General features: G+C 57.9%; 20 protein-coding genes. 12 read left to right on the top strand and 8 right to left on the bottom strand.

What is annotated here, in order from left to right; genetic code table 11:
* The first annotated feature begins 135 nt into the window (after positions 1–135).
* Complete coding sequence (locus ACXYMP_RS15805) at positions 136–1,032, top strand: ArdC family protein (protein WP_458907555.1); 897 nt, start codon at positions 136–138, stop codon at positions 1,030–1,032.
* Positions 1,033–1,191: 159 nt separating this feature from the next.
* Here ACXYMP_RS15805 and ACXYMP_RS15810 read toward each other — a convergent pair whose 3' ends face one another.
* A complete protein-coding gene (locus ACXYMP_RS15810; protein ID WP_458907558.1) occupies positions 1,192–1,695 on the bottom strand; it encodes an AAA family ATPase in 504 nt (167 codons plus the stop codon).
* 237 nt (positions 1,696–1,932) lie between these two features.
* Positions 1,933–2,979 carry an SDR family oxidoreductase gene (locus tag ACXYMP_RS15815; RefSeq protein ID WP_458907560.1) on the bottom strand — a complete coding sequence of 349 codons (1,047 nt, stop codon included), beginning with the start codon at positions 2,977–2,979 and terminating at the stop codon, positions 1,933–1,935.
* A 14-nt stretch (positions 2,980–2,993) separates the two neighbouring features.
* Between ACXYMP_RS15815 and ACXYMP_RS15820 the strand changes: the two genes are divergently transcribed.
* The 10 genes from ACXYMP_RS15820 to ACXYMP_RS15865 all read left to right on the top strand — a co-directional run bounded on the left by ACXYMP_RS15820 (position 2,994) and on the right by ACXYMP_RS15865 (position 11,914).
* On the top strand, positions 2,994–3,881 hold the full coding sequence (locus ACXYMP_RS15820) for an AraC family transcriptional regulator (protein ID WP_458907562.1): 888 nt from the start codon (positions 2,994–2,996) through the stop codon (positions 3,879–3,881).
* 260 nt (positions 3,882–4,141) lie between these two features.
* Positions 4,142–4,744: a TetR/AcrR family transcriptional regulator gene (locus ACXYMP_RS15825; RefSeq protein ID WP_458907564.1), complete on the top strand. Its 603-nt coding sequence runs from the start codon at positions 4,142–4,144 to the stop codon at positions 4,742–4,744.
* 8 nt (positions 4,745–4,752) lie between these two features.
* Positions 4,753–5,529: an NnrU family protein gene (locus ACXYMP_RS15830; protein ID WP_458907566.1), complete on the top strand. Its 777-nt coding sequence runs from the start codon at positions 4,753–4,755 to the stop codon at positions 5,527–5,529.
* A 59-nt stretch (positions 5,530–5,588) separates the two neighbouring features.
* A complete protein-coding gene (locus ACXYMP_RS15835) occupies positions 5,589–5,939 on the top strand; it encodes a hypothetical protein (protein ID WP_458907568.1) in 351 nt (116 codons plus the stop codon).
* 294 nt (positions 5,940–6,233) lie between these two features.
* The gene (locus ACXYMP_RS15840) at positions 6,234–6,434 is read left to right on the top strand and encodes a hypothetical protein (RefSeq protein WP_152456230.1); all 201 of its coding nucleotides are present in this window, start codon (positions 6,234–6,236) and stop codon (positions 6,432–6,434) included.
* 69 nt (positions 6,435–6,503) lie between these two features.
* The gene (locus ACXYMP_RS15845; protein ID WP_458907571.1) at positions 6,504–6,863 is read left to right on the top strand and encodes a DUF2958 domain-containing protein; all 360 of its coding nucleotides are present in this window, start codon (positions 6,504–6,506) and stop codon (positions 6,861–6,863) included.
* Entirely contained in the window at positions 6,860–7,087 is a 228-nt protein-coding gene (locus ACXYMP_RS15850; RefSeq protein ID WP_458907573.1) for a hypothetical protein, read from the top strand. The genes ACXYMP_RS15845 and ACXYMP_RS15850 overlap by 4 nt, the downstream gene beginning before the upstream one ends.
* Before the next feature lie 324 nt (positions 7,088–7,411).
* A complete protein-coding gene (locus ACXYMP_RS15855) occupies positions 7,412–8,095 on the top strand; it encodes a ribbon-helix-helix domain-containing protein (protein WP_458907575.1) in 684 nt (227 codons plus the stop codon).
* The gene (locus ACXYMP_RS15860) at positions 8,088–10,004 is read left to right on the top strand and encodes a relaxase/mobilization nuclease domain-containing protein (RefSeq protein WP_458907577.1); all 1,917 of its coding nucleotides are present in this window, start codon (positions 8,088–8,090) and stop codon (positions 10,002–10,004) included. Before ACXYMP_RS15855 ends, ACXYMP_RS15860 begins: the two co-directional genes overlap by 8 nt.
* A 14-nt stretch (positions 10,005–10,018) precedes the next feature.
* The gene (locus ACXYMP_RS15865; RefSeq protein ID WP_458907579.1) at positions 10,019–11,914 is read left to right on the top strand and encodes a type IV secretory system conjugative DNA transfer family protein; all 1,896 of its coding nucleotides are present in this window, start codon (positions 10,019–10,021) and stop codon (positions 11,912–11,914) included.
* Between the two features lie 90 nt (positions 11,915–12,004).
* Here ACXYMP_RS15865 and ACXYMP_RS15870 read toward each other — a convergent pair whose 3' ends face one another.
* Positions 12,005–13,045, bottom strand: a complete 1,041-nt coding sequence (locus ACXYMP_RS15870) for an aminotransferase class I/II-fold pyridoxal phosphate-dependent enzyme (protein WP_458907581.1) — start codon at positions 13,043–13,045, stop codon at positions 12,005–12,007.
* A 79-nt stretch (positions 13,046–13,124) separates the two neighbouring features.
* Positions 13,125–13,340, bottom strand: a complete 216-nt coding sequence (locus tag ACXYMP_RS15875) for a hypothetical protein (protein WP_458907583.1) — start codon at positions 13,338–13,340, stop codon at positions 13,125–13,127.
* Between the two features lie 352 nt (positions 13,341–13,692).
* On the opposite strand from ACXYMP_RS15875, the gene ACXYMP_RS15880 reads away from it, so the two are divergent.
* Positions 13,693–16,716 carry a hypothetical protein gene (locus ACXYMP_RS15880; RefSeq protein WP_458907585.1) on the top strand — a complete coding sequence of 1,008 codons (3,024 nt, stop codon included), beginning with the start codon at positions 13,693–13,695 and terminating at the stop codon, positions 16,714–16,716.
* A 121-nt stretch (positions 16,717–16,837) separates the two neighbouring features.
* Here ACXYMP_RS15880 and ACXYMP_RS15885 read toward each other — a convergent pair whose 3' ends face one another.
* From ACXYMP_RS15885 to ACXYMP_RS15900, 4 genes are read right to left on the bottom strand one after another with little or no spacing between them, the layout of a single operon-like run.
* A complete protein-coding gene (locus ACXYMP_RS15885; protein ID WP_458907587.1) occupies positions 16,838–17,818 on the bottom strand; it encodes an ATPase, T2SS/T4P/T4SS family in 981 nt (326 codons plus the stop codon).
* Complete coding sequence (locus ACXYMP_RS15890) at positions 17,815–19,227, bottom strand: TraB/TrbI/VirB10 family type IV secretion system protein (RefSeq protein WP_458907589.1); 1,413 nt, start codon at positions 19,225–19,227, stop codon at positions 17,815–17,817. The genes ACXYMP_RS15885 and ACXYMP_RS15890 overlap by 4 nt, the downstream gene beginning before the upstream one ends.
* Before the next feature lie 2 nt (positions 19,228–19,229).
* On the bottom strand, positions 19,230–19,943 hold the full coding sequence (locus ACXYMP_RS15895; protein ID WP_458907591.1) for a TrbG/VirB9 family P-type conjugative transfer protein: 714 nt from the start codon (positions 19,941–19,943) through the stop codon (positions 19,230–19,232).
* A gap of 2 nt (positions 19,944–19,945) precedes the next feature.
* A complete protein-coding gene (locus ACXYMP_RS15900) occupies positions 19,946–20,602 on the bottom strand; it encodes a VirB8 family type IV secretion system protein (RefSeq protein ID WP_458907593.1) in 657 nt (218 codons plus the stop codon).
* Between the last annotated feature and the right edge of the window lie 3 nt (positions 20,603–20,605).

A 20,605-nucleotide genomic window follows, 5' to 3' on the forward strand; every position in this document is an offset into this window, starting at 1 on the left:
GGCAGACGCCGCCGACCGCGCAATGGTCTGCCCGCTCCATTCGCTGACGCTCCCGTGTTGACCATGCCCCGTCGGCTTTTTGCGCCCGCCATTTCCTCCCGCGTCCCGCACGGGGACGAGACAATGGAGGATCACATGGCAAAGCCTGACATCTACACCCGCGTCACCGAGAAGATCATTGCCGATCTCGAGGCTGGCACCCGACCCTGGCACAAACCTTGGAGCGCCGAGCACCTTGCCGGTCGCATCACCCGGCCCCTGCGCCACAACGGCATCGCTTACCGCGGCCTCAACATCATCTTGCTCTGGGCAGCCTCCGTCGCTCATGGCTACGCCGCCCCGACGTGGATGACGTACAGACAAGCCCTCGAGCTCGGCGGGCAGGTTCGAAAAGGTTCCAAGGGTCAACTCGTCATCTATGCCGACAAGATGCGCAAATCCGAGACCGATGATGCGGGCCAGGATCGTGAGATCGAGATCCCCTTCATGAAGGGCTACACGGTCTTCAACGTCGATCAGATCGAGGGATTGCCTGAGACCTACTACGAGGTGTCTGAGCCGATGCCCGAGACCACCGAGCGCGATGCGGATGCGGAAGCGTACTTTGCTGCGACCAATGCCGACATTCGCCATGGCGGCAATCAAGCCTTCTATGCGGTCGATGCCGATTACGTGCAGATGCCACCCTTCGAGACCTTTGAATCCCAGGAGGCGTATTTCGCAACCCTCGGGCATGAGATCACACACTGGACTCGCCACCCCAAGCGCCTTGATCGCAACTTCGGCCGCAAACGCTGGGGCGACGAAGGCTATGCCCAGGAAGAGCTGGTTGCTGAGCTTGGCGCCGCGTTTCTGGCAGCTGATCTTGGTTTGTCACCTGAACCGCGCGATGAGCACGCCGCCTATATCGCGCATTGGCTCGAAGGACTGCGAAATGAGAAGCGGTTCATCTTCCAGGCTGCTGCCCACGCGCAGAAGGCCGTCGACTACCTGCATGGATTGCAGCCCAAGCCGGACGAGGTGGCCGCTTAGGTGGCCTCAATTCGAGCTGGTTTGAGAAACTGTGGACCTTCGCTGCACCTAGCATCAAGGTCTAGAGAGCGGACTTGGTTGCCGTTCAGAGCCGCGAAATAGATGTCCGCTTTTCCTAGGACTACATCCTAGTTCGCAGTGAAAGCGCTCAAGCAATGACTAATCTACTATATTGAACTTATCAGCGCGCCCGTTGCGTTCAGTTTCGTCAATAGGTTCCCACATATCTGAGGCGATCTCAAAAACTTCGTTGCTGACGTGCATTGCGAATGTTTCGCCTTGATCGGCATTTCTTTTCGCGACGCGGCGTTTACGTTCGTCGCGCGGCGTCTCAAGCACGTGCACTAGAAATGTGCGATCCCCGCTTTCAAGATCAGCATATAGCTTAACACGGTCTTCGATCCTTACGAGGCCGAGTTCGACTATTGCATCGTTTCCATGATCAAGCGCACGACGTGCCAAGTCCATAATCTGGGAAATACAGCGCGCTTTGCGTTCCGCATACCAAGGCCATAGATCAACCTCTGGCCGGTCAGCTTGGAACAGATTTGTCATCCAAGCGTCCAAGACAAGTGGCGGTGTTCCTAAATCGCGACCCAGTTTATTGGCGTAGGTTGTTTTCCCCGCGCCGACCGGGCCCTCAATGATATGTAATGTTGGCATGATTTGAGTTTTACTGGCCGCAAGGAAGATTGCAAGAAACCAAAGCGGACACTCATGCACGGCCCAGCATCGGTTAAAGAGGGCTCTCCCCGGCCATTCTCTGCGACCCGCCTGAAGCTCTGGTCTCGGAAATTTGCCGCCATTCACAGCGTCGAAGACAAATGGGTACTGAGCGGGGCAATGCCGTCGTTCGCGCCGGCCTCCTATAGGTCTGTTGTAGCGACCGCGGCCAAGACTTCACGATCTTGCGCGCAGTCTGTTCACCAGAAGATCGTTTTGCAGAATTTCAGCCTTCATTGCCGCCAGCTCTTCGACATCCCAATTCGCGCTGAGATACCGGCCCTTAGCCCAATCTGCACCGCCAGAACACAGCCAAACAGCGAAACTCGCGGCTAAGTCCGGATCGTCGACGAGATACTCATGCATGTGTTCAGGCATGTTGTGCCCAAGTTCGGTCGCGACACCGCCGGGATGGATCGCGAAGCATTTGATCCCATCCTCGTCGTGATCGCTTTGCACAAACTCGCACAGTCGGTTTATGGCATGTTTGGCGGTTTGATAATCCGACGCCCCCGGCATCACAAACTGCGCGCCTATGGAGGAGAGCAGTATGAGATGACCACCGCTGCGTCCTTCGTTTGCCAGCCTCTTCGCGCTATCAATAAGATGCGGCAGGGCAAAGCGGATCACGTGGTAGCTGCCTTGCACATTGACTTCCCAATTGCGCCACCAACCTTTGGGATCGCTTTCACCGATCTTGCCCCATGGCCCCAGGTAGCCTGCGTTGGCATCGGCGACATCAATGCCGCCAAATTTCGTTGCGCAATCCTCAATCGCCGCTGCTACCTGCGCCGCATGGGTGACATCACAAACCGAAAAGGCGCATTGCGTATTCGGATAAGCTTTTCTGACCATGGTTTGCGTCGCTTCAAGCGCTTCCGCTGAGCGCGCCGTCAAGTAGACGGCCTTGGCACCCGCTTCGGCAAATGCCATAGCCGTTGCCTGACCGATCCCCCGCGACCCACCAGCAATGAAGATGACCTTGCCCTCCGCGCTGCCTTTGAGCGCTGATTGCGGATCAATCGCGTCATAACGGGCATGATGATCCGTTAGATCGAGGAATTGGGATTGGATAGACGACATGGGGTGCACTCCTTGATTGTTGACGCTGAACTTAACCGCCTTAGCCATGTAGCGCCTGCCACATCCTCTCAATGATCTGCCTATTCCTCCGAAAAGATGGTTTATTGCTGCAAGTGCTGTGAAGCTCCGGTAGAGTTTCAACCAAGGAGAACTCAATGAACCTGATACATCTCGTCAAACTGGCAAGCCAGTATCACATTGATAACTCAAAGAGCTTTCAGGAGCTACCCGGCCTTTCCATTTATTGCCGGGATGCCGTCAGCGAAGTTGAGTCCATGATTTACGAGCCGGTCGTGTGCCTGATCCTGCAAGGTTCCAAAGTCACGTCAATAGGTGACCAGCGCGTGGATTTGCAGCCCGGTGATGCCCTCCTTGTCAGTCACGACCTGCCAGTCCTGTCCCGCATCACCAAGGCAAGCAAGCAAGAGCCGTATATCGCCGTGATCCTGTCCCTCGATCTGGGGTTGGTTCGAAGCCTCTATGATCAGGTCGCGGATGCAAACCCGCCAGCGGCCGATGCCCGCTCTTTGTCGACGTCACGTGCCGATCCAGAATGGCTTGCGCCGCTGACCCGGTATATCGAGTTGATGCGCGACCCGATGGACGCAAAGGTTCTCGGGCCTTCGATCCTGCGAGAGATCCACTACCGCCTCCTGCTTTCACCGATCGGGCGGATGCTACGGCGTCTTCTGATCGCTGATAGCCATGCCAGCCGGATTGCAAAAGCAATTCACATGCTGCGAGTCGAGCTTAGGTCTCCATTAAGGATTTCGGACCTTGCCAGTACGGCAGGCATGAGCCCATCGTCCTTTCACGAACACTTCAAGTCGGTCACGGGCACAACCCCACTGCAATACCAAAAGGACCTGCGACTGATCGAGGCGCGCGGAATGCTGTTAGACCAGGGCCAAACGGTGTCAGAGGCTGCACTTTCCGTGGGTTATGAAAGCCCGACGCATTTCAGTCGCGACTACAGCCGGAAATTTGGACTGCCCCCGAGTAAAGATGTCCGCACCAAAAAAGAACTGCTTCCGAATACTTGAAGCAGCCATTCATAGCGATTGCAGCATCGGTATGAATGGGCTCTTTCGACACATTCGCCGCGCTGGTCACGAGTGGCCGGTTCAGGAAACACCGCCGTTCGCTGAGCGGCGCATGAACTGGTAAGATGCGGACCTTGCCGCCGTTCACGTCGGTCCGGCCAATGACCGGTTTCGGCGCATCACGACATTGGAGGCATCGGCCCCTTTCCTGCAGTGCGATTTTTGTAGACTCTTTATTCTAGAACAGCCATTCTAAATCTATGGCCCGACCTGCGAAATTCACCCACTCCCAAGTTCTTGACGCGGCCACCCGCGTCGCTGCGCAGCACAGGCCGAGCGGCGCTACGATGGTCCGGGTGGCGCAAGAGCTCGGCGCCCCAACAGGCTCGCTCTACCATCGGTTCGCGTCGCGCAGCGTGCTTCTGGGCGAAGTTTGGCTGCGGACTGCGGAAGCATTTCAACAGGGCTTTGGCGCGCGGCTTGCTCAGAGTGATCCCATAGCCGGTGGTTTGGCTACGGTCCGGTATGTGCCGCAATGGGTGCGCAAGCGGCCCGAAGAGGCACGTATCATGCTGCTGTTCCGGCAATCGGAATTTCTGTGTGATAGTTGGCCCGAAGCTATGTCGGACCGCGCTCGAGACCTGCGTCGTGATTTGTCGGAGAAACTGCTCGATTTCTGCGATCGGGCGTTCGGATGCCGAGGCGAGCCGCAGGTACGGATCGCGACCTACGCCCTCGCCGAGGCGCCCTTGGCCGCCGTTCGCATGCATATAGAAATGAACCTGGCTCCTCCGCCGATCACCGAAGCCATGGTTGAGGCGACGTTTCTGGCCGCAATTGAACTTGGAAAGTCGGCGCAATGACGCCAGCCATGATCATACTATGCGCCTGGCTGTTTTTTGGCGGGGCCCATGTTGCTCTCAGCTCAACCCGGCTGCGGCAGGTGCTTTTAGAGCGTATCGGGGCACGCGGTTTCGTGATCATCTATACACTGCTCGCGCTCCTTGGTCTGACAGCATTGTTCGTGACGACGTGGGTCTATGGGGCAAGTGGCGCTCCTGGGTTCGGGCTTGGTGCCATTGCCCCTGCGCGCTTCGTTTTCGGCCTCTTCGCGTTTCTGGGGGTTGTGATGTTGCTGTCAGGACTTCAGGTCTATTTCAGGTCCCCAATTGTCGCGCTGCGCCTGAGATCGCGCCGGCAACAGGAGCCGGTGCGCCCCCCCGCAGGGATCGAGACAATCACACGTCACCCGTTCTTTGTCGGAACCGCCCTGTTCGCGGCGGCGCACGTCTTCTTGGCCAGCACCCTGGCCATGGGTGTCTTTTTCGGTGGTTTCGTCGTCCTGACGCTCGCCGGTTCTGCCCTGCAAGACCACAGGTTGCGTACCAGGTACGGACAGATCTATGCGGACTACCAAAGCAAGACAACGGTTCTGCCGCGGGCCCGAAGGGTGCCGTCCCGAGACGGACTGCGCGGCGTTTCTGGATACCTGCCGACATTTTTTGGCGCTGGAGTGCTTCTGGCCATGCATCCACTCCTGAAACTCGGCAATGGCGCAATGTTCATTGCGATGATCGCGGCGTTCGGCCTGTTCGCCGTCACTCGTGTTGTGCGCCGCGGTCGTGTTGCGAAAATGGAACCCAAGTGAGGGCAGAGCACACCTGCGATATCTGAAGTCCCTGACATTGCGCACTCAAACCAATTGGAATGAGCGCGTTGTTCTTTGGGATTTGCGGCCTCTTGCAGGTTCACCAACCGACGGCCCCCGCCAAATCGCTGCTCGATTTCACCAACGCCCGCATATCGAAAACTCTGCCGTTGCATTTTCACTGCGCAGCGAATGGCGCATCTTGGCTCGATCCCGACCATCTTCGCATCATTTTGGCTGGCAATTCTGAGCAGCAGGTTTGTGCAGGTTCCTGCTGTTTGAGCGACGCGCTGCATCGAGCACAAGGGCTCTCTCCGAGATTTCGCCGCGTGTTGACCGACCGGCTGCTTTCGGTTCAACAGAACAATCAAACCAGTTCACGTAGCCCCGCAATCGAGTGCGTCGGATAGACATGCGGTGTTGGTCCTTAAACAGGTCGGTGATCGTCGCACACCTGATGTGAGGCATTCCATTCTGCGGACGGGAGTGATCGGCACGCAGCCTGGTCACCTCGGCTCCCCTTCGTTTTCTTCCTGATGCAATCTCCGTGACCTGTCCCGTTTGCCGGTCGCGCGAGCGCTCCCTTCAAGCAGAACTTTCCCCTGACTGCTTCGCAGTCATTCCTCGCGCACCAAAGTTCAGCCTGACAGCCGGTCCGGACGGTCCCGGTCTCCCGTTTGCATCGAAAACGAAGGAGAACCGATATGACCAAGTACTACACCGTCACCACCCCCGACACCGGCAAAGATGGCAAGACCCGCTTCCATAAGGTGGGCGTCGCCTTCCCGCAGAACGAAGGCGCCAAGTCCTTCATGACCATCCAGCTCTTCGCAAACCCGGTGAATGGCGAGCTCGTCCTCTTTGAGCCGAAAGCTGACAGCGACGACGGCCAGGTCACTGAGTGACCCGGCCGGGGAGGGGCCTCGCGCCCCTCCCGCCAACATCATCGACATTTCATACGAAGGACAGACACAATGGAACTTCTGCCTCAACCCATTCTCGACCGTTTGGCCGCCAATGGCTGTGCCAACCAGGCACGCATCAATGCCGGCGAGGACACTATCGACCATCACCCAGTCGTCAAGCTCTTCACGCCAGACGGTGGCGCCACCTGGCTCCTCAGCGAAACCGACCCGGAGGATCCCGACATCGCTTTCGGATTGTGCGATCTCGGCCTTGGTTTTCCCGAACTGGGCTCAGTTCGCCTCAGCATCCTCAAGGCACACCGTGGCCGCCTCGGTCTACCGATCGAGCGGGATCTCCACTTCAAAGCCAACGCGCCACTCAGCACCTATGCCGTGCGCGCACGCGAGGCTGGAGGGACCGTCACATGAGTGCCAATATCCGTCCTGAACACATCAGCGCCTTTGAGGCGCTGACTTCAGGCCAGCACGATAATTTCGCGCTGTTCTCCTGCTTCCTCGACGGTGAACCAGCCGTCGCAATTGTTGCTGTCACGCCGCCTGAGAGCGAGAACGACGAATACCAAATCACGCCGCTCTTTGTCGGAGTTACGCAAGGCATGGCGCTCACGGATCACGACGGGATTGTCGCCTGACCGACCGTCGAATGCACTCCTGAAACCTAAAAGGTCACCCCCTGCGGGTGGCCTTTTTTTTGCGCCCGTTTGCCCCGCTTTTTCGTGCCCCTTACGCGGAGCCGGTGGCCTCTGAATGTGCGTGGTGCCCAAGTCAACCAAGGCCAATTCGCTTAGCAAGGATTGGACCTTGAGGGTATTCTGAAACGCCCATTCGACTCCCAGAATCACCCTGTTTCAACTAAAGATGAATTGACATGAACGTAGAGAATATATAAAACGTAGTAAGAAGAGACATTGGCAGGATATGGCAAATGTATACACATTTTGTCCGAGGGGTCTAAGATGCCGCGAGCGGCGAAAAACCTAACGCTTGAACAGCGGATCGAGATCGCACGGCGGTTCCAGACCGGCGAAGCGGCGCGGGATTTGGCAGCCGAATTCGGTGTGTCAGTGCGGCACGTTTCGCGGCTGGCGAAGGAGGAGATCGGTGAAGGTCTTGCAGTTCGCGATCCGTCCGAGGTTGTCACCTTCCGGGCTTCTCAATCCGAGCTTTCTGCCTTTGATAAGGACTGGCAGGCGCGTGGTTTCGCCAACCGCAGCCAGGCCCTGAAAGCTGTGGTACGCGCGCGCTGTGGGTTCATGGATGTGACGGCAGATCGGCTCGACGGGTTTGTTGGGGCCTGGCGTCAATCGCGCGATCTGACCGATGCAGGGATGACGCTGGCCAAGGCGGTGCGGCGGGGACGGTTGGTGCTCACGGACGAGGATTGGGTGTTGGTTTCCGAGCTTGTCGTGCTGGCTCAGAAGATGACGCGCGAGCTTGGCGCGATGAAGGAACTGGCACAGGTGCAGCGCGGCGTGGGGCTGCCGGATGTTGTCGAGGCAAATGAGGCCGAGAGGGCAGGGGAGGCTGCTGAGCGTTCCGGTTCAAAGTCGGATCGGGGTTCGCTGCCTCTCGGCAAGCCTCGAACGCGAACCCCGATACACGATACCAAAGCGAAGAACCGGAACGCTCTACATGGCTGATCCGCTCTCCCTCTACACCTCGGTCATGGGGCGCCTCTGGGAGGATGAGCGCATCCGGGGCAAGGCCCAGGCGCGGATCGATGCACGGCTGGCGGGTCGTCGACAGGGGCGCAGCTACGAGCGGGTTGGACGGCTGTCGGCGCGCAACATCGCCAAGGCGGCATCCGGCCAAAGCCGGGCGGCGGTGTTCAAGCGGATCAGGGCAGGGGGGTGTAAGACGCGGGCCTCTCTTGGCAACCAGCTTTCCTACGTCAACGACAAGGCGGTCTTCACCTATTCGACGATGACCAATCCGCTGGATGAGGCGGCGGTTCTGACAGGCGCGCAGAAGGAGGAGATCATCGAGGCTTGGTCCGAGACCTGGCGGGGGACCACCAAGCTCGGGTTCACATCGCATATGCTGCTATCCTTCCCGACAGATGTCAGCGCCGACAAGGTCCGGGACATCGCGCTCGACTGGGCAGAGCATTTCTTCGAGAGCGGCGAATACGGCGACCAGTGGGACTATGTGCTGGCTGTCCATGATGACCGCGCACACCGGCACGCGCATATTGTTCTGAACAACCGTGGCCGCGAGCAGGGCACCTGGTTCTCCTGCTGGGCCGAGGGGGTGATGTCGCCCCAGCTCATGCGCGAGAAACAGGCGGAGATCGCCGAAGGCTACGGCGTGATGCTGGACGCCACCACGCGGCTCGAGCGCGGCATCTTTGCCAAGGCTCCCGGCATCGAAGAGATTTACCGCGCCAAGGAAGAGGCGCGATTGCCGCGAGAGATCGCGATGACACCGGAGGAATCCGCCATCGCCCAGGCCCAGGTCGTGGGTTTTGCTAAGGACTATGCCAAGCTCGCCGATCTTCTCGATCGCATGGATCAGCGCCACCTCGCCCGCGCTATCCGGGTCATGGCCAAGGGGCTTGGCACCAACACGGTTCACCAGTTCACTGCAGGAGAGATTGACATGAAGGACATCCAGACCGTCGGGGATGCGATCGAGTATTCCGAGCGTACCATCGAGGCCCTGCGGCTGAAGGCCGAGGAATTGGACGGCGAGGCACGCGTCAGCTTCGAGGTGAAAGCCGCACCGATCATTCGCGATCTATCGCAGATGGTGCCGGACCCCGATCTGAGGGCGCGGTTCGGCCGTGACCTGGCGGAGCCCTATCCGCCGGGGGCAGGGGACGCGCGTCTGATCGAAGCGCTGCAATCGGGGCGGGACGAGGCTCTGGAGGGCATCTTGCCGGATGCGCGGGAAGCCTGGATCGACGGCGACGATCTCACCGCCCGGATCGTCTCGGGCGGCACCACGAATTATGGGCTGGCGCAGGATTGGGTCGAGCGGGACATGGGGGCCGTATTGGCGAAGGACGGTCTCACGGTGGAGACCGCCAATGATGACCAACTCGATGCCGCGCTCGCGAAGGTTGATGGCGTGATGGACCGCATCATGGAGAGGGCGCGGGAACTGGGTGTTCCGGTCGGGGCAGGGCTCAGTGCTGAGGACGGACAAGAGCTCTTACTGGTGGACGACGCCGACAGGGGTCCGAATGCCTATCTGCAAGAATTGGCGGATATGCTGAAGGAGGGCGCGCTCACTGAAGAACAGGAAGAGGTGGTCGAGCGGACCTTGCAGGCCGAGCTCTTCAAGGAGTTGGGTGAGGAAGGCCTGGCCGAGTTGCGGCGCGGCAACTACGCGGTGCTGGAAGACGCGCTGCCCGGCAAGATCGATCAGATCACGGTCACGCAGGAGTTCCTTGAAATGACCCACGAGGAAACTGGCGATCAGTTCTTCACCGACCGTGCTGCGGCTCTTCAGCAGGACAAGGTGACGGAGGTGGCCCGGCAGATGGAAGCCGAGCAGACCAAATCCCGAGACCTCGGGCGCGATCTCGACGACGATCTTTCCTTATGACCGGAGCACTACCCATGAAACCCATTCCTCTCTGGGCCGCGGTGCCCTTCGGTCTGATCTGTGGCACGCTGCTGGGCACCATTGTCGCCAGCTTTTACCTGGCGCTGGCGCTGCGCACCGGTTTTGGCCAGTTCGACATGTTTGCCGTCTGGCGTGCCGGTGCGGGTTTGCGCCTTGCGCACCCGGAAGCCTTCAAGGTGGCGTTTGGGGCTGTCGGCTTCGGGGCACTCGGGCTTGGCGTTCTCGCCGCCGCCTGGACCTGGAAACGGGAACAGGATGACTATGGCTCGGCTCATTGGCAGACCAAGGTGGAGCTTCGAAAGAACGGCATGCTGCAAGGCCCGGGAAAAGGCTTTGTCTGTGGCAAGCTCGGGAAGCCGAAATCAAAAGCCGAGTTCATTTCCTCCACTGAAATCCCGCATGTGATGATGGTGGCCCCGACCCGGGCCGGTAAGGGCGTTGGCTTTGTGATCCCGAACCTTTTGTCCTTCGCAGGATCCGTCGTGGTGCTCGACGTCAAGGGCGAGAATTTCGACAAGACCTCGAGGTTGAGGGCAATGAATGGCGACGAGGTTTTCCGGTTCAGCCCGTTCGACTGGGCGAACAGCACGCACCGCTATAACCCCCTTGCCCGCATCGCCAGGCACCCCAGTTTCGCCCAGCAGTTCACCGAGGTCTCGATCCTTGCCGACCTCTTCCTCGACAAGGACAACAAAACCCTCGACACCTTCTCCGAGGCGGGCAAATCGATCTTCGTGGCCGCCTGTCTTCTGGCAATCCAACGCGGGACACCGACCCTGGGTGAGGTCAACAAGATTGTCTCAGCGGGCGACTACAAGAACGCCCAGTACGGCGCCTATGCCGAGGAGGCGAAGGAAGAGGTGGTGCGCGAGCTTTGGACCAATGCGGCAAGCGCCTCTTCGCGGCTTCTGACGTCTAACATCCAGGCCCTGATGACGGCAGGCCTCAAGCAATGGGACAACCCGGCGGTGCGGTCCGCGACCGAGGCCAGTGACTTTGACTTCAGCCAGTTCCGGCGCAAACCGCATTCGCTCTACATCGTCGTTTCCGAGGATCACATCGCCACGCTGGCACCACTCCTGCGGTTGATGTTCGCTGATCTCATCGCCAGCCTGCGCCTGAACGAACCGGGCCCCGACGAGCCCTGGCCCGTCATGATGATGATCGATGAATTCCAGCAGATGGGAGCCATGCCTTATCTCGAACGCGCGATCCATTCGCTGGCGAGCTATGGCGGGCGCGTGGCGATGATCGCCCAGTCATTGGCGGCGCTGGACCGAATTTACGGCTCCGAGGGCCGTGAGAGCCTGGAAAACGGGGCAGGGCTCAAGCTCTACATCACGCCGCGAGACCAACGCACGGTGCGGGAGGTTTCCGCCGCCGTGGGTAGCACGACGCGAGAGGCCGTCACACGCATGTATGGGCGTAACAAGGGAATTCTCGGGGCGACATCGACCAGCGCGCGCTTGGAAGAAAGGCCGCTGCTCTCGGAAACCGAGGCTCGACTGCTGAATCCTGACGAGGTGATCATCCTTGCCTCGCCGCAACATCCGATCAAGGTGCAGCGCATCAAGTATTACGACGATCCACTGTTCAAAGGGATGGCCGAGCAGCAGGAGGGCAGGGACTTTCCCTATCCTCCGAGCGTGGAAGGGGTAGGGCCTTGGGTCGATGGTGGCGGTGACGGTGAAGATGCTGAGGAACCGGAGACCGTCAGCACATCGCGGTCCCGGCGGCGTCAGGCTAGGGCGATGCGGGCGGTGGCGGCAAGACCCGATGCTGATGACTTGCGGCCGGAGGAGATGGACCGTGACGATGGGGTGCCGCCGGAGTGGGAGCAAGTGCTGGACCGGCAAGAGAGTTTCATTGAGGACCTGTTGGGGGGATAACGGCTCACAGTTGGGAAAGCAAAACAGGTATTGTGCGCAAAAAGAAAGAGCGGGTCAGAGACCCGCTCCGCCTCAGTTTACTGAGTGACTTTAGGCTACTTTCATGGCCAACATGCGTTCCGACAACGCTGCCGCAACTTTGACCGCATCGCACGGAACATTCGCCGAGATACGGATCCAGCCGGTCAAGTCTGTTGCCTTTCCAGCTTGGTCTTGCACCAGGATCCCCTGCGATTCTTCGAGGTCTTTCACGACACTGGAAACATCGGGTCCGATGTGAACCAGCACCCAAGGCCCAGCCCCTGTCTTGTACTTCAGCCCAGTACTGGGCAGCCAATCCCGATAGACATCCACTGCGGCGCGCTGAACGGCGTGAATCTTGTCGACCAAATGCGATTTCGCAGCCAACTTGGCCAAGAAACGGGCCGCATGCATCGAGACCGGATATGGGCAAACATCCTGGCGAATGGGGTCAAGCATCTCTTTCGTTCCGATCATCCACGACGCGCGCGCGCCACAAGAGCCAAGGTCCTTTGCGGCGACGTTCATATAGAGAACCCGTTCATGCTGCAGCGCGAACCGCACGTAGTCCTCGCTCAGCACGTTGTCGCGCCGATAGGCCGAGTCGATGATTACAAAGGCCCTTGGGTTTGCCTGAAGGATCGCATGTGCCACGTCCAATCCGACTACCGTTTGCCCAGGGTTCGTGACAGGCATAGACAAAAACACAATCGGCCTGTCCAACGCCGCAACCACCTTGACTGCTTCGTCCTCTCTCAGCCGAGGTTCCCAGATGCCGCAAGGGATTTCGTGGTGAGGCAAATTGCAGGACGTCGCCGCAGCCTTGTAGCCGGGAAAATCGTTCGCAATGGTGACCACAGATTTTGCGCCATAGAGATTGGGCAGCAACTTGAGGCGATTCAGCCCGGAGCCGTCAATAACGATCTGATCGTCATTTATGCCTTCAAGCGTTGCAAGAGCCCGTTTGAGTTCGCGCCCGACGGGCCCACGGTCAGCGTTCGGATTGACGTATTCAGCCATATCCCCCTGCTGGACTACTTCGAGCAGCGCCAATTCGGGGACATAGTTCAATATACGACGCCCAGTTGCATTGTTGTCCGCGTAAATCACGTCGCCGTTCTGGTTGCACGAGCCAAGCTTGCAAAGTGTGCAAGTGGGCGTATTTGCCTGGGTGGCATTGATCAGGAAGTTAGACATTATTCGGCCCCCCTGGTTGATCAGGGCAAATGGCGTCCCACTGGCCGTCCGCATCCAGCAGCCGCTTCAGGCGCTCAAGGTTGCCGGGTTTCGCGATCACTCGCATCAGGTTTGCCATGTCACCGCGCGTCAAAACCAGCGGACAGCCGCAGGATGCGCAATGCTGCGGTGAATGCTCACCGGCGCTGCTTAAGGGGTTTCTGGTCATGTTGTGCCTCCCACACCATCTTTTGCTTTTCACATTTGGAGGCTTGACTCTTCGTTCCGAGGTCATCAGAACAGCCAAACCTTAATTGGTGGCTCGGGGGTGGGCACCAGGTCCTAATTTGGAACCACCCCCAAGCCGAAATGCCGAACCAGCCTCGCGCAGGAATCCCGATGCGGCATGATCGGTTAAGCAGAACATCAAAAGCTATTCAATTTTGTTCGTCGTGACCGGTTGCAGAATGCAGTCTTGCAATCGCCTCGCAACTGCAGTTGCAACAAAATCGGTTCTTGCTTTTGGCCTTGCCAAAATTGAAAAATATTGCAAAGTGGCGTGATCTTGCGTGAGGCCAGTTTTGGAAGCTTTTGAACTCTTTGCCTATTTCTGGCACAACTATAGTCACTATCGAACAACGACTGACACATGCGGCATCGCCAAGCAACGCGATCTGCTGCCCTTGTTCGGTATCAACCCAGACGACCAGAAGAACCGACGAACCTTTTCGACCTACTTAACGAGATGGTTAACAGTAGGTCCCAGACCCCCTCATGTAAGTAGCAAGATTAAAGATGCCTTTGCCCGGCAAAAATTTAGAACAGAACTGGCTAAAGCATGTGGATTCCCTTCAAGCATATTCGATGCAGCGACGAAGGAAGAGTTTGTTGAGGCGCTGAGAAATGCCGGTGTGCTTCCTGACAACGACTACCTGCCGCCACCGGTGGTCGCGTTTTCAGATACCAGAGGCGACACACCCGATGATCTGACGCTTTGTGCAGAAGAGCAGGATGCCTTGGATAGCATCGCCCAACAACTCGTACAAACTAACAGCGCAATCGTTGAATGGGTGGCGCCGTTTCAAAGTGGAGCAAGTTTCGTCGCTGACCAACTCTGTTACGCCAACGCCATTGCGCAAGCCTACGCCTCTGTTTTCCACCTGTACTTTGACCCCTGTGCCACGGACGGGAGAAGTGAGTTGCGTGAACTCAGTCGCCATCTGGGCCTCGATCCGGATGACGCCAATGCAGATGCAACGCGCATTTCGGCAATGGTCGAAAAACGATGTCTCGTCGTTTTGCATGGGGCTTCTTACACGACAACAAAACTTGTAAGAAGCCGATCCCCGATCCTACAGTTCATCATAGCAGTACGGCAGAAAAAGGACTTTTCCGACCACGCGATGCTTCTGTTGATTTCCGCAAGCCAAGTTGCGAGCACAAACTCAGATGAACAAAACAACACAGCTAGCAGCAGCCTTCGGGTCGCGACCGGTCACCGGTTTGCGTTTTTCAGATATGAAATGAACCGCTTCCTTTCCCTTAGAGGGAGTGTAGGCCGGCTACACGACGCCGACGCAAGGTTGAAGCAGGCACGTTGGCACTACGACCAAGTTGAGGATATTGAGATCTGGCCAGCGTCCATCCGACTGCGCGCTTTCTTCGCCTCTAACATGGAAAACGAGTCATACTTTGATCCAACCCAGGGTTTCGCAAAACTTGCTGGGTCGATTGATCTGGAAAAATGCCCGGACATCAAATCTCTTGTTCGCGAGGCAGAAACGTACTTTCGAATTCTGCGCACTGAGGCCGGAGATGATGACAAACCAGGGCCGCGGTTTCTGAATTGGTGTGCAACTACGCTCTATTGGCTAACCGACGACGCCGTCCGATACATCTCCTCCAAGGGCCAAAACAGAATTCAACCCCTCAAACCAGATCAGTGCCGCGCTTTTGCAGGTGATAAGCTATACGACAGTCTAGTACGCTTGAGTCCCTCGGATGTCCCGGGAAGCTTCAACTATGCGATGACCCTCGGCGTGAAAGCTGTCATTCAAGACAACTGGATGCAGTCTGGCGCAAACGCGAAGTACACGCGTTCAGTAGTTCATTTCTACACCGCTAAACGCATGTTTGAGCAGCGTGGCGACCTCCCGCTAAGTCAGGAATTGCCTTACGTGAAGGGTCGTGCGGATGACGACATCTTCTTTCTGCCAGAAGTCATCCGTCACTTGATGCGCGCCTGCGGAAATGTAGTTAAACGTCCAGGCAAGAAACCTACTCTCTCACCATCAGACTACGACGATCATGATCTAATCACCTTCAGCGTCCCCGACCCAATCAGGGGAAAGGTCTTGGGTTGTAACCCGCAAGAGGCTTGGCGTTTCTGCTATTGGGTTGTCTTCCGTAGGATGCTCAACGGCAAGGGTCGGCAATTGACGCGACGGTTTGGCGCCTACCAACTTAAGCTCGAAGTTCTGCAACTGCTCTGCGGCGATGATGGTTACGAGGTGGGCCACCTGGGCATGCCTGCCTGCGACGCGCCGTTTTTCTTGAACGATCTAGCCTGCGCTCTATTGGATGTTGGCCGCGCGGAAGAAGCTGCGGAGGTCTTTACGCGGCTTTCCGGACTTGCTTCCGAGAGCGAAGATCACACGACACACTGCAAGTCGCTTCTAAATGAGGCCATGGTCGCAGGGGTAATGGGAGATTTCGATCGTGCTCTTCGAATGTGGGATGAAGCCGAGAAGCTCATAACGAATGCTAAGATTGGCGCTGAGTCTGTCGAGAAACTTATGGAACGCCTTCATTCCAGACGCGCCCACATCGCCCACTTATCTGGGGATCATGACAAGGCGATACATCTCTACCGCGGGCTAGAGCGCCAAGACCTACGCCCAACAATTCGCAGAGATCGCGCCCTTCCGTATATTCGTAGCCTCGCTGAGCGCTCGCAAGTGGATGAAGTGACAGGCCAAAGCGATCTCTCCAAAGCAATTGCTGTCTGTATATCAAACATGATCCGTTCGACGACTGCCTCAAATTTCCACGAAGTCTTGGGGTTCGAAATCTCAATGGCAGAACTGTTTCGACGGCAAGGATTTCTAGAGCCGGCGGAATCCTGTCTCGACCAAGTTTATCTCGACATTCTCTACCACGGTTGTTCAGAGCGAACATACCTCAATTTCCTCGTCGAAGCAGGTGAAGTTTTGCTCGGGCGCGAAAACTCGGCTCGCGCATATGCCGCCTATCTACATCCTGTAATCCTGAGGCTTCAAACAAGAGCACTCGCAAATGAGCGCAAACGCGCAAAGCAACTCGCGTTACGCGCAATTGATTTGCTCGAAGATCAAAGAGCCATCCATGTCGAAAAAGGCGATTGGTCGGAATACCTCATCGCAGCGCTGACTACCCCGACTTTTCTTGAAGCTGCGGTCGCGCCTAAGGGCGCAGATATGGGCCAAGGCCACACCGAACGGGTTCACGGTAAGAACCCACATTTTTCGTTTGATCTGATCGGCGTTGATGAATGGAGCAAGCGACTGGAGGAACCTAAGAATCTCAGAGCAGAACGAAAATTTGTCGAAGAGCTACCGTGGGGATGAAGGCGACAGGCTTGCTTGGATTGGGACGCCGAGCAAATCTCGCTAACTCGTGCGACCCATACGAACCTTGGTTCTTGGTACGTTGAATAGCAGCTCTACGACTTGATGCTGGAAACGTCATTCATTGCAATACTAATATCTCAGCGATGCCGCGCCGCCCTTCGGTCCTGCCCAACTGCACGATCACATCAATCGATTTCCTGATATAGGTCTGCACCTCGGCAAAAGTCAGCGGCGTTCCCGCTTGCAGGACCATGATCGCCAGGCGATCAATGGCCAACTCGGCGGTTTCCGCATGGATCGTGGAAACCGACCCACCATGGCCTGTATTGATCGCTTCTAAATATGTGAGCGCCTCAGGACCTCGTAGCTCACCAACAACGATCCGATCGGGCCGCATTCTTAAAGAGGCCTGCAATAACGCGCCAGCCGAACGAGGGCTTTCCTTGACCCGATCTGCGAGCAGGCACACCGAGTTTAGCTGATGCGGGAACAACTCGAACGCATCTTCGATGGTGATGAGCCGTTCGGCGTCTGGAACATGGGTCAGCAGGTGTCGCGCAAATGTCGTTTTGCCCGTCGAGGTACCACCGCTTACCAGGATATTGAGGCGGTTCTCAACGAGTTCCTGTAGCGCGCCTGGCAGATCGGCTTTGGCTTGCTCCGAGATTGCTGCCAGTTTCTCCGCGCGGATGTCGGTTAAAGACACCGCCTTTCCTTGGAGATACGCCGGATTGTAGGTTCGGATGTCCGCCTTCCCGAAGAGCCGGATCGTGATCGCGGCGCCTTTCTCGACGGCTGGCGAAACCACGACTTGCACGCGCAAAGGTCGCCCCCTGAACTCCACCTTCCCCGACACCAAGGGATGTTTCTCTGACACTTTGGCCTTCGCATCGCCGACGATGGTTGTGCCAAGATTGATTGCATCTGATGGATCAACAGTCTGGTCGCTGCATTCCATGGCAACGGACCCACGCCGTTCGATCCACAGCCGGCCATCAGGGTTGATAGCCAGTTCAATCACATCGTCATCGGAGAGCCAGCGCTCGAACGGCGCGAGGTAGCGTTCGAGATAAGAGGCTGGCAGGGAAGTCTCATTCAATAGATTACCACGTCCCTGTCGACCAACACGGTCACGCTGGCGCCTTGGTCGACATAGATCGTCGGTGACATCGACACCTGATCGGCGATGACGGAACCCGTTGCATCAGAGAGGTCCGAGCCGATGTTGGCGAGAACATCGGCGGCGGTTTCATCCTGAACCCGCTCAGCGGCCACGGATGGTGCCGCCCCAATGATCGAAATCAGTGCAGTCCCGCCAAAGCGTTCCAGGAACTTCGTGTCCACCAAGCCGGTTAGACCAGACCGACCAAGCTGATCCCCCCCGACCGCGGAGATATCAATCGAGGTACCATCGGGTGTGAGAATGCGATTCCAAAGGATCAGTATCCGCTTCTGGTTCACCTCGATGCCGGATCGATATTGGCCAAAAAGGCGTGACCCACGCGGGATCAGGATCCGATCACCGGAAAACGCCGGCACGGGTTCAGAAACAACCGCAACAACATTGCCCGGCAGGTCACTGTTGATTGCGGTTTGTAGCGAGGCCTGGATCACGGAGCCTTGCGCGAGGGTGCGGTCCGGGAACTCCATGCGGGTGGCTTCCTCAATCTCAAGTGGACGAGCGGCAGTTTGGAGATAGGCCTCGTTTTCGCTAAGGGGTGTGCTTTGCCCGGCTGGCGTTGCACCCGGTGTACCTGGTGAGGCAACTGCAGTGCCTTGCCCATCAGAATAAACGATGGCGGGCGAGCGGATTTGCGCGGTGAGGAGTTCCGCCGCCGCCCGTTCCGCTTCGCGTTGGCGCTGCTCTTCCTCCTGACGGCGGCGTTCTTCGAGAAGACGTTGGTCGGCAATGAGGGCACCCTGGTGCAGCTCGACCTCGAGCGCTTCCCGCTGGGCGCGTTCTGCATCGAGCAGGCTTTGCAGGCTGCCGAGACGGGCGGTGTTTTCCCGTTCAAGGGCGGCCAGATCACGTTCACGCTCCGCGATCTGTTCCTCAAGTGCCTTGGTCTGAGCATCGAAAGCCTCGCGCAGATCCCCGACAGCAGCCTGAATCTCTGCATTTCGCTCGGATTGGCTGGCGGCGAGGGCCTCGCGCAGACGGGCCAGTTCGTCGAGCACTTCGCGGCTCGGTTCCGGGTTTGGGGTGGCCGGAACGTCGAGAGCCTCCTCGACCGCGATGAGCGCATCATCGACCCGCCGATCGGTCTCATCAGGCGGAAACTCCAACCGCCCACCACCGGGTCGTCCATCCTGGAATGGCGTGACCTCGGATGTCTCAAGTGATGCCGGATCGTCCTGGGCGGTGGTTGCGAGCCAATAGGCAACGCCGGCACCGCTCAGTCCCAGAGCTATGGCCAAGGCTCCTACGCCGATGCCACCGGACCGTGGTTTGGTCTTGCCGTCTTTGAACGTATCGAGGCGCTCTTGCAGATTGGGATCTTCGGCCATGGTCAGTTGCTCACGTAAATGGCGGATCGATCCCGCGCGATGCAGAGCGCCTCGTCATCAATGCGCAGCGTCCAGTAGTCATTCACACCGAGCACCCGGACGGTGTGGCCATCTTGCGTCCAGTTGACGGTACGCTCGCGGCCCTGGTCATCAGCTTTGAAAACTGCGGGCTGGCGACCGTTCTCAGGGAATGTGAAGTAGGTGTAGCGCCCGTCGTCATAGACTGATGCGGGGCGGAAATCACTTTCGCCGGAGACAAGATAGGCGTAGTTGCGCAGAGCCTCAAACCCTTTGGGTGTTGTGGTCCGGCGTTCGTCCTCCGGATAGCGGAACCGCACTTCGAAGAACATGCCCGACCGGTTCGGGATTGATCCTTCGCGCAAATGAAAGGAATAGCTTCGACGATTGGTGATCACGGTCATATTGGTGGAGGCACCCTCAACGTGGGGCTTGATGGTCAGTACATTGCCAAGCTCAGGGATCGGATCGACCTGGAAGCTCTCGGTGTCGCCGACAATCACGGCCTCGAAGCGCTCACCTCGCCCGAAATGGATTGTGGTCGAATGGCGCAGATCGGTTTCAATCCGGAAGACCTGGTTCTCGTTATAAACGGCATAGCGAATGCGGACATCGAGCGGACCGCCTTGAGGCGTGGCCTCGGCGAGGGCGGCGGTTGGCAGGGCAAGTGCCAGAAGAAGAGGGCGCAAAAAATTCATGGTCAGTTCTCAAGGGTTTCGGCATCGACACGGTAGGAGGTGACGACAAAGCCAAGCGGGTTAGCCCAGACGTCCTGCAGGCGCTGGCGGGTTTCGGGGCGGAATTCATAGGCGAGGGTGGCGACGTAAGGCCGGGTGACTGTGCGAGTGTCACGTTCACGTCGAAGCGTGCGGGTGAAACGCACCTGGGCAACACCCGCCTCAATCTGGTTCACCGAGCGGATGATCACGTCGATCTTGGCTTCGCGACCATAGACGGTGATCGGGTAGTCCTCATTGGTGGAAGACCAGAGATCCCGTAGCGTGCGAGCAGCATCGCCTTCGGAACGGTCAAGCACCGAGTTGATGCGTTGTTCGCCATCAGTGAGATCATAGGTTTCACGATCATCGACATAGGCCACGAGATTGGCTTGGATGATGGCATCGCTTTCATCGAGGGTGAGAGCGGCGACTTGCGAGACGCGATCCATCTCACCGGTTTCTTTGTCGACGACCACGACGAAGGTCTCGACGGATTTGAGTGGGAAGAGCGAAACAGCACCGAGAAACCCGGCCAACCCGATGATAACGCCAGCCGCTGCGATAAAATACGCAACCCGTTCTCGTCGTCGTGGCCCATAGATGAAATCCGCCTCGAAGGCGTCGCGTGCTTTGCTCATGGA

The organism is Aliiroseovarius sp. CAU 1755, from assembly GCF_054482655.1.

Coding starts and splice junctions, on each gene's coding strand:
- ACXYMP_RS15805 (WP_458907555.1), top strand. CDS start 136: ATGGCAAAGCCTGACATCTACACCCGCGTCACCGAGAAGATCATTGCC.
- ACXYMP_RS15810 (WP_458907558.1), bottom strand. CDS start 1,695: ATGCCAACATTACATATCATTGAGGGCCCGGTCGGCGCGGGGAAAACA.
- ACXYMP_RS15820 (WP_458907562.1), top strand. CDS start 2,994: ATGAACCTGATACATCTCGTCAAACTGGCAAGCCAGTATCACATTGAT.
- ACXYMP_RS15825 (WP_458907564.1), top strand. CDS start 4,142: ATGGCCCGACCTGCGAAATTCACCCACTCCCAAGTTCTTGACGCGGCC.
- ACXYMP_RS15830 (WP_458907566.1), top strand. CDS start 4,753: ATGATCATACTATGCGCCTGGCTGTTTTTTGGCGGGGCCCATGTTGCT.
- ACXYMP_RS15835 (WP_458907568.1), top strand. CDS start 5,589: ATGAGCGCGTTGTTCTTTGGGATTTGCGGCCTCTTGCAGGTTCACCAA.
- ACXYMP_RS15840 (WP_152456230.1), top strand. CDS start 6,234: ATGACCAAGTACTACACCGTCACCACCCCCGACACCGGCAAAGATGGC.
- ACXYMP_RS15845 (WP_458907571.1), top strand. CDS start 6,504: ATGGAACTTCTGCCTCAACCCATTCTCGACCGTTTGGCCGCCAATGGC.
- ACXYMP_RS15850 (WP_458907573.1), top strand. CDS start 6,860: ATGAGTGCCAATATCCGTCCTGAACACATCAGCGCCTTTGAGGCGCTG.
- ACXYMP_RS15855 (WP_458907575.1), top strand. CDS start 7,412: ATGCCGCGAGCGGCGAAAAACCTAACGCTTGAACAGCGGATCGAGATC.
- ACXYMP_RS15860 (WP_458907577.1), top strand. CDS start 8,088: ATGGCTGATCCGCTCTCCCTCTACACCTCGGTCATGGGGCGCCTCTGG.
- ACXYMP_RS15865 (WP_458907579.1), top strand. CDS start 10,019: ATGAAACCCATTCCTCTCTGGGCCGCGGTGCCCTTCGGTCTGATCTGT.
- ACXYMP_RS15875 (WP_458907583.1), bottom strand. CDS start 13,340: ATGACCAGAAACCCCTTAAGCAGCGCCGGTGAGCATTCACCGCAGCAT.
- ACXYMP_RS15890 (WP_458907589.1), bottom strand. CDS start 19,227: ATGGCCGAAGATCCCAATCTGCAAGAGCGCCTCGATACGTTCAAAGAC.
- ACXYMP_RS15895 (WP_458907591.1), bottom strand. CDS start 19,943: ATGAATTTTTTGCGCCCTCTTCTTCTGGCACTTGCCCTGCCAACCGCC.
- ACXYMP_RS15900 (WP_458907593.1), bottom strand. CDS start 20,602: ATGAGCAAAGCACGCGACGCCTTCGAGGCGGATTTCATCTATGGGCCA.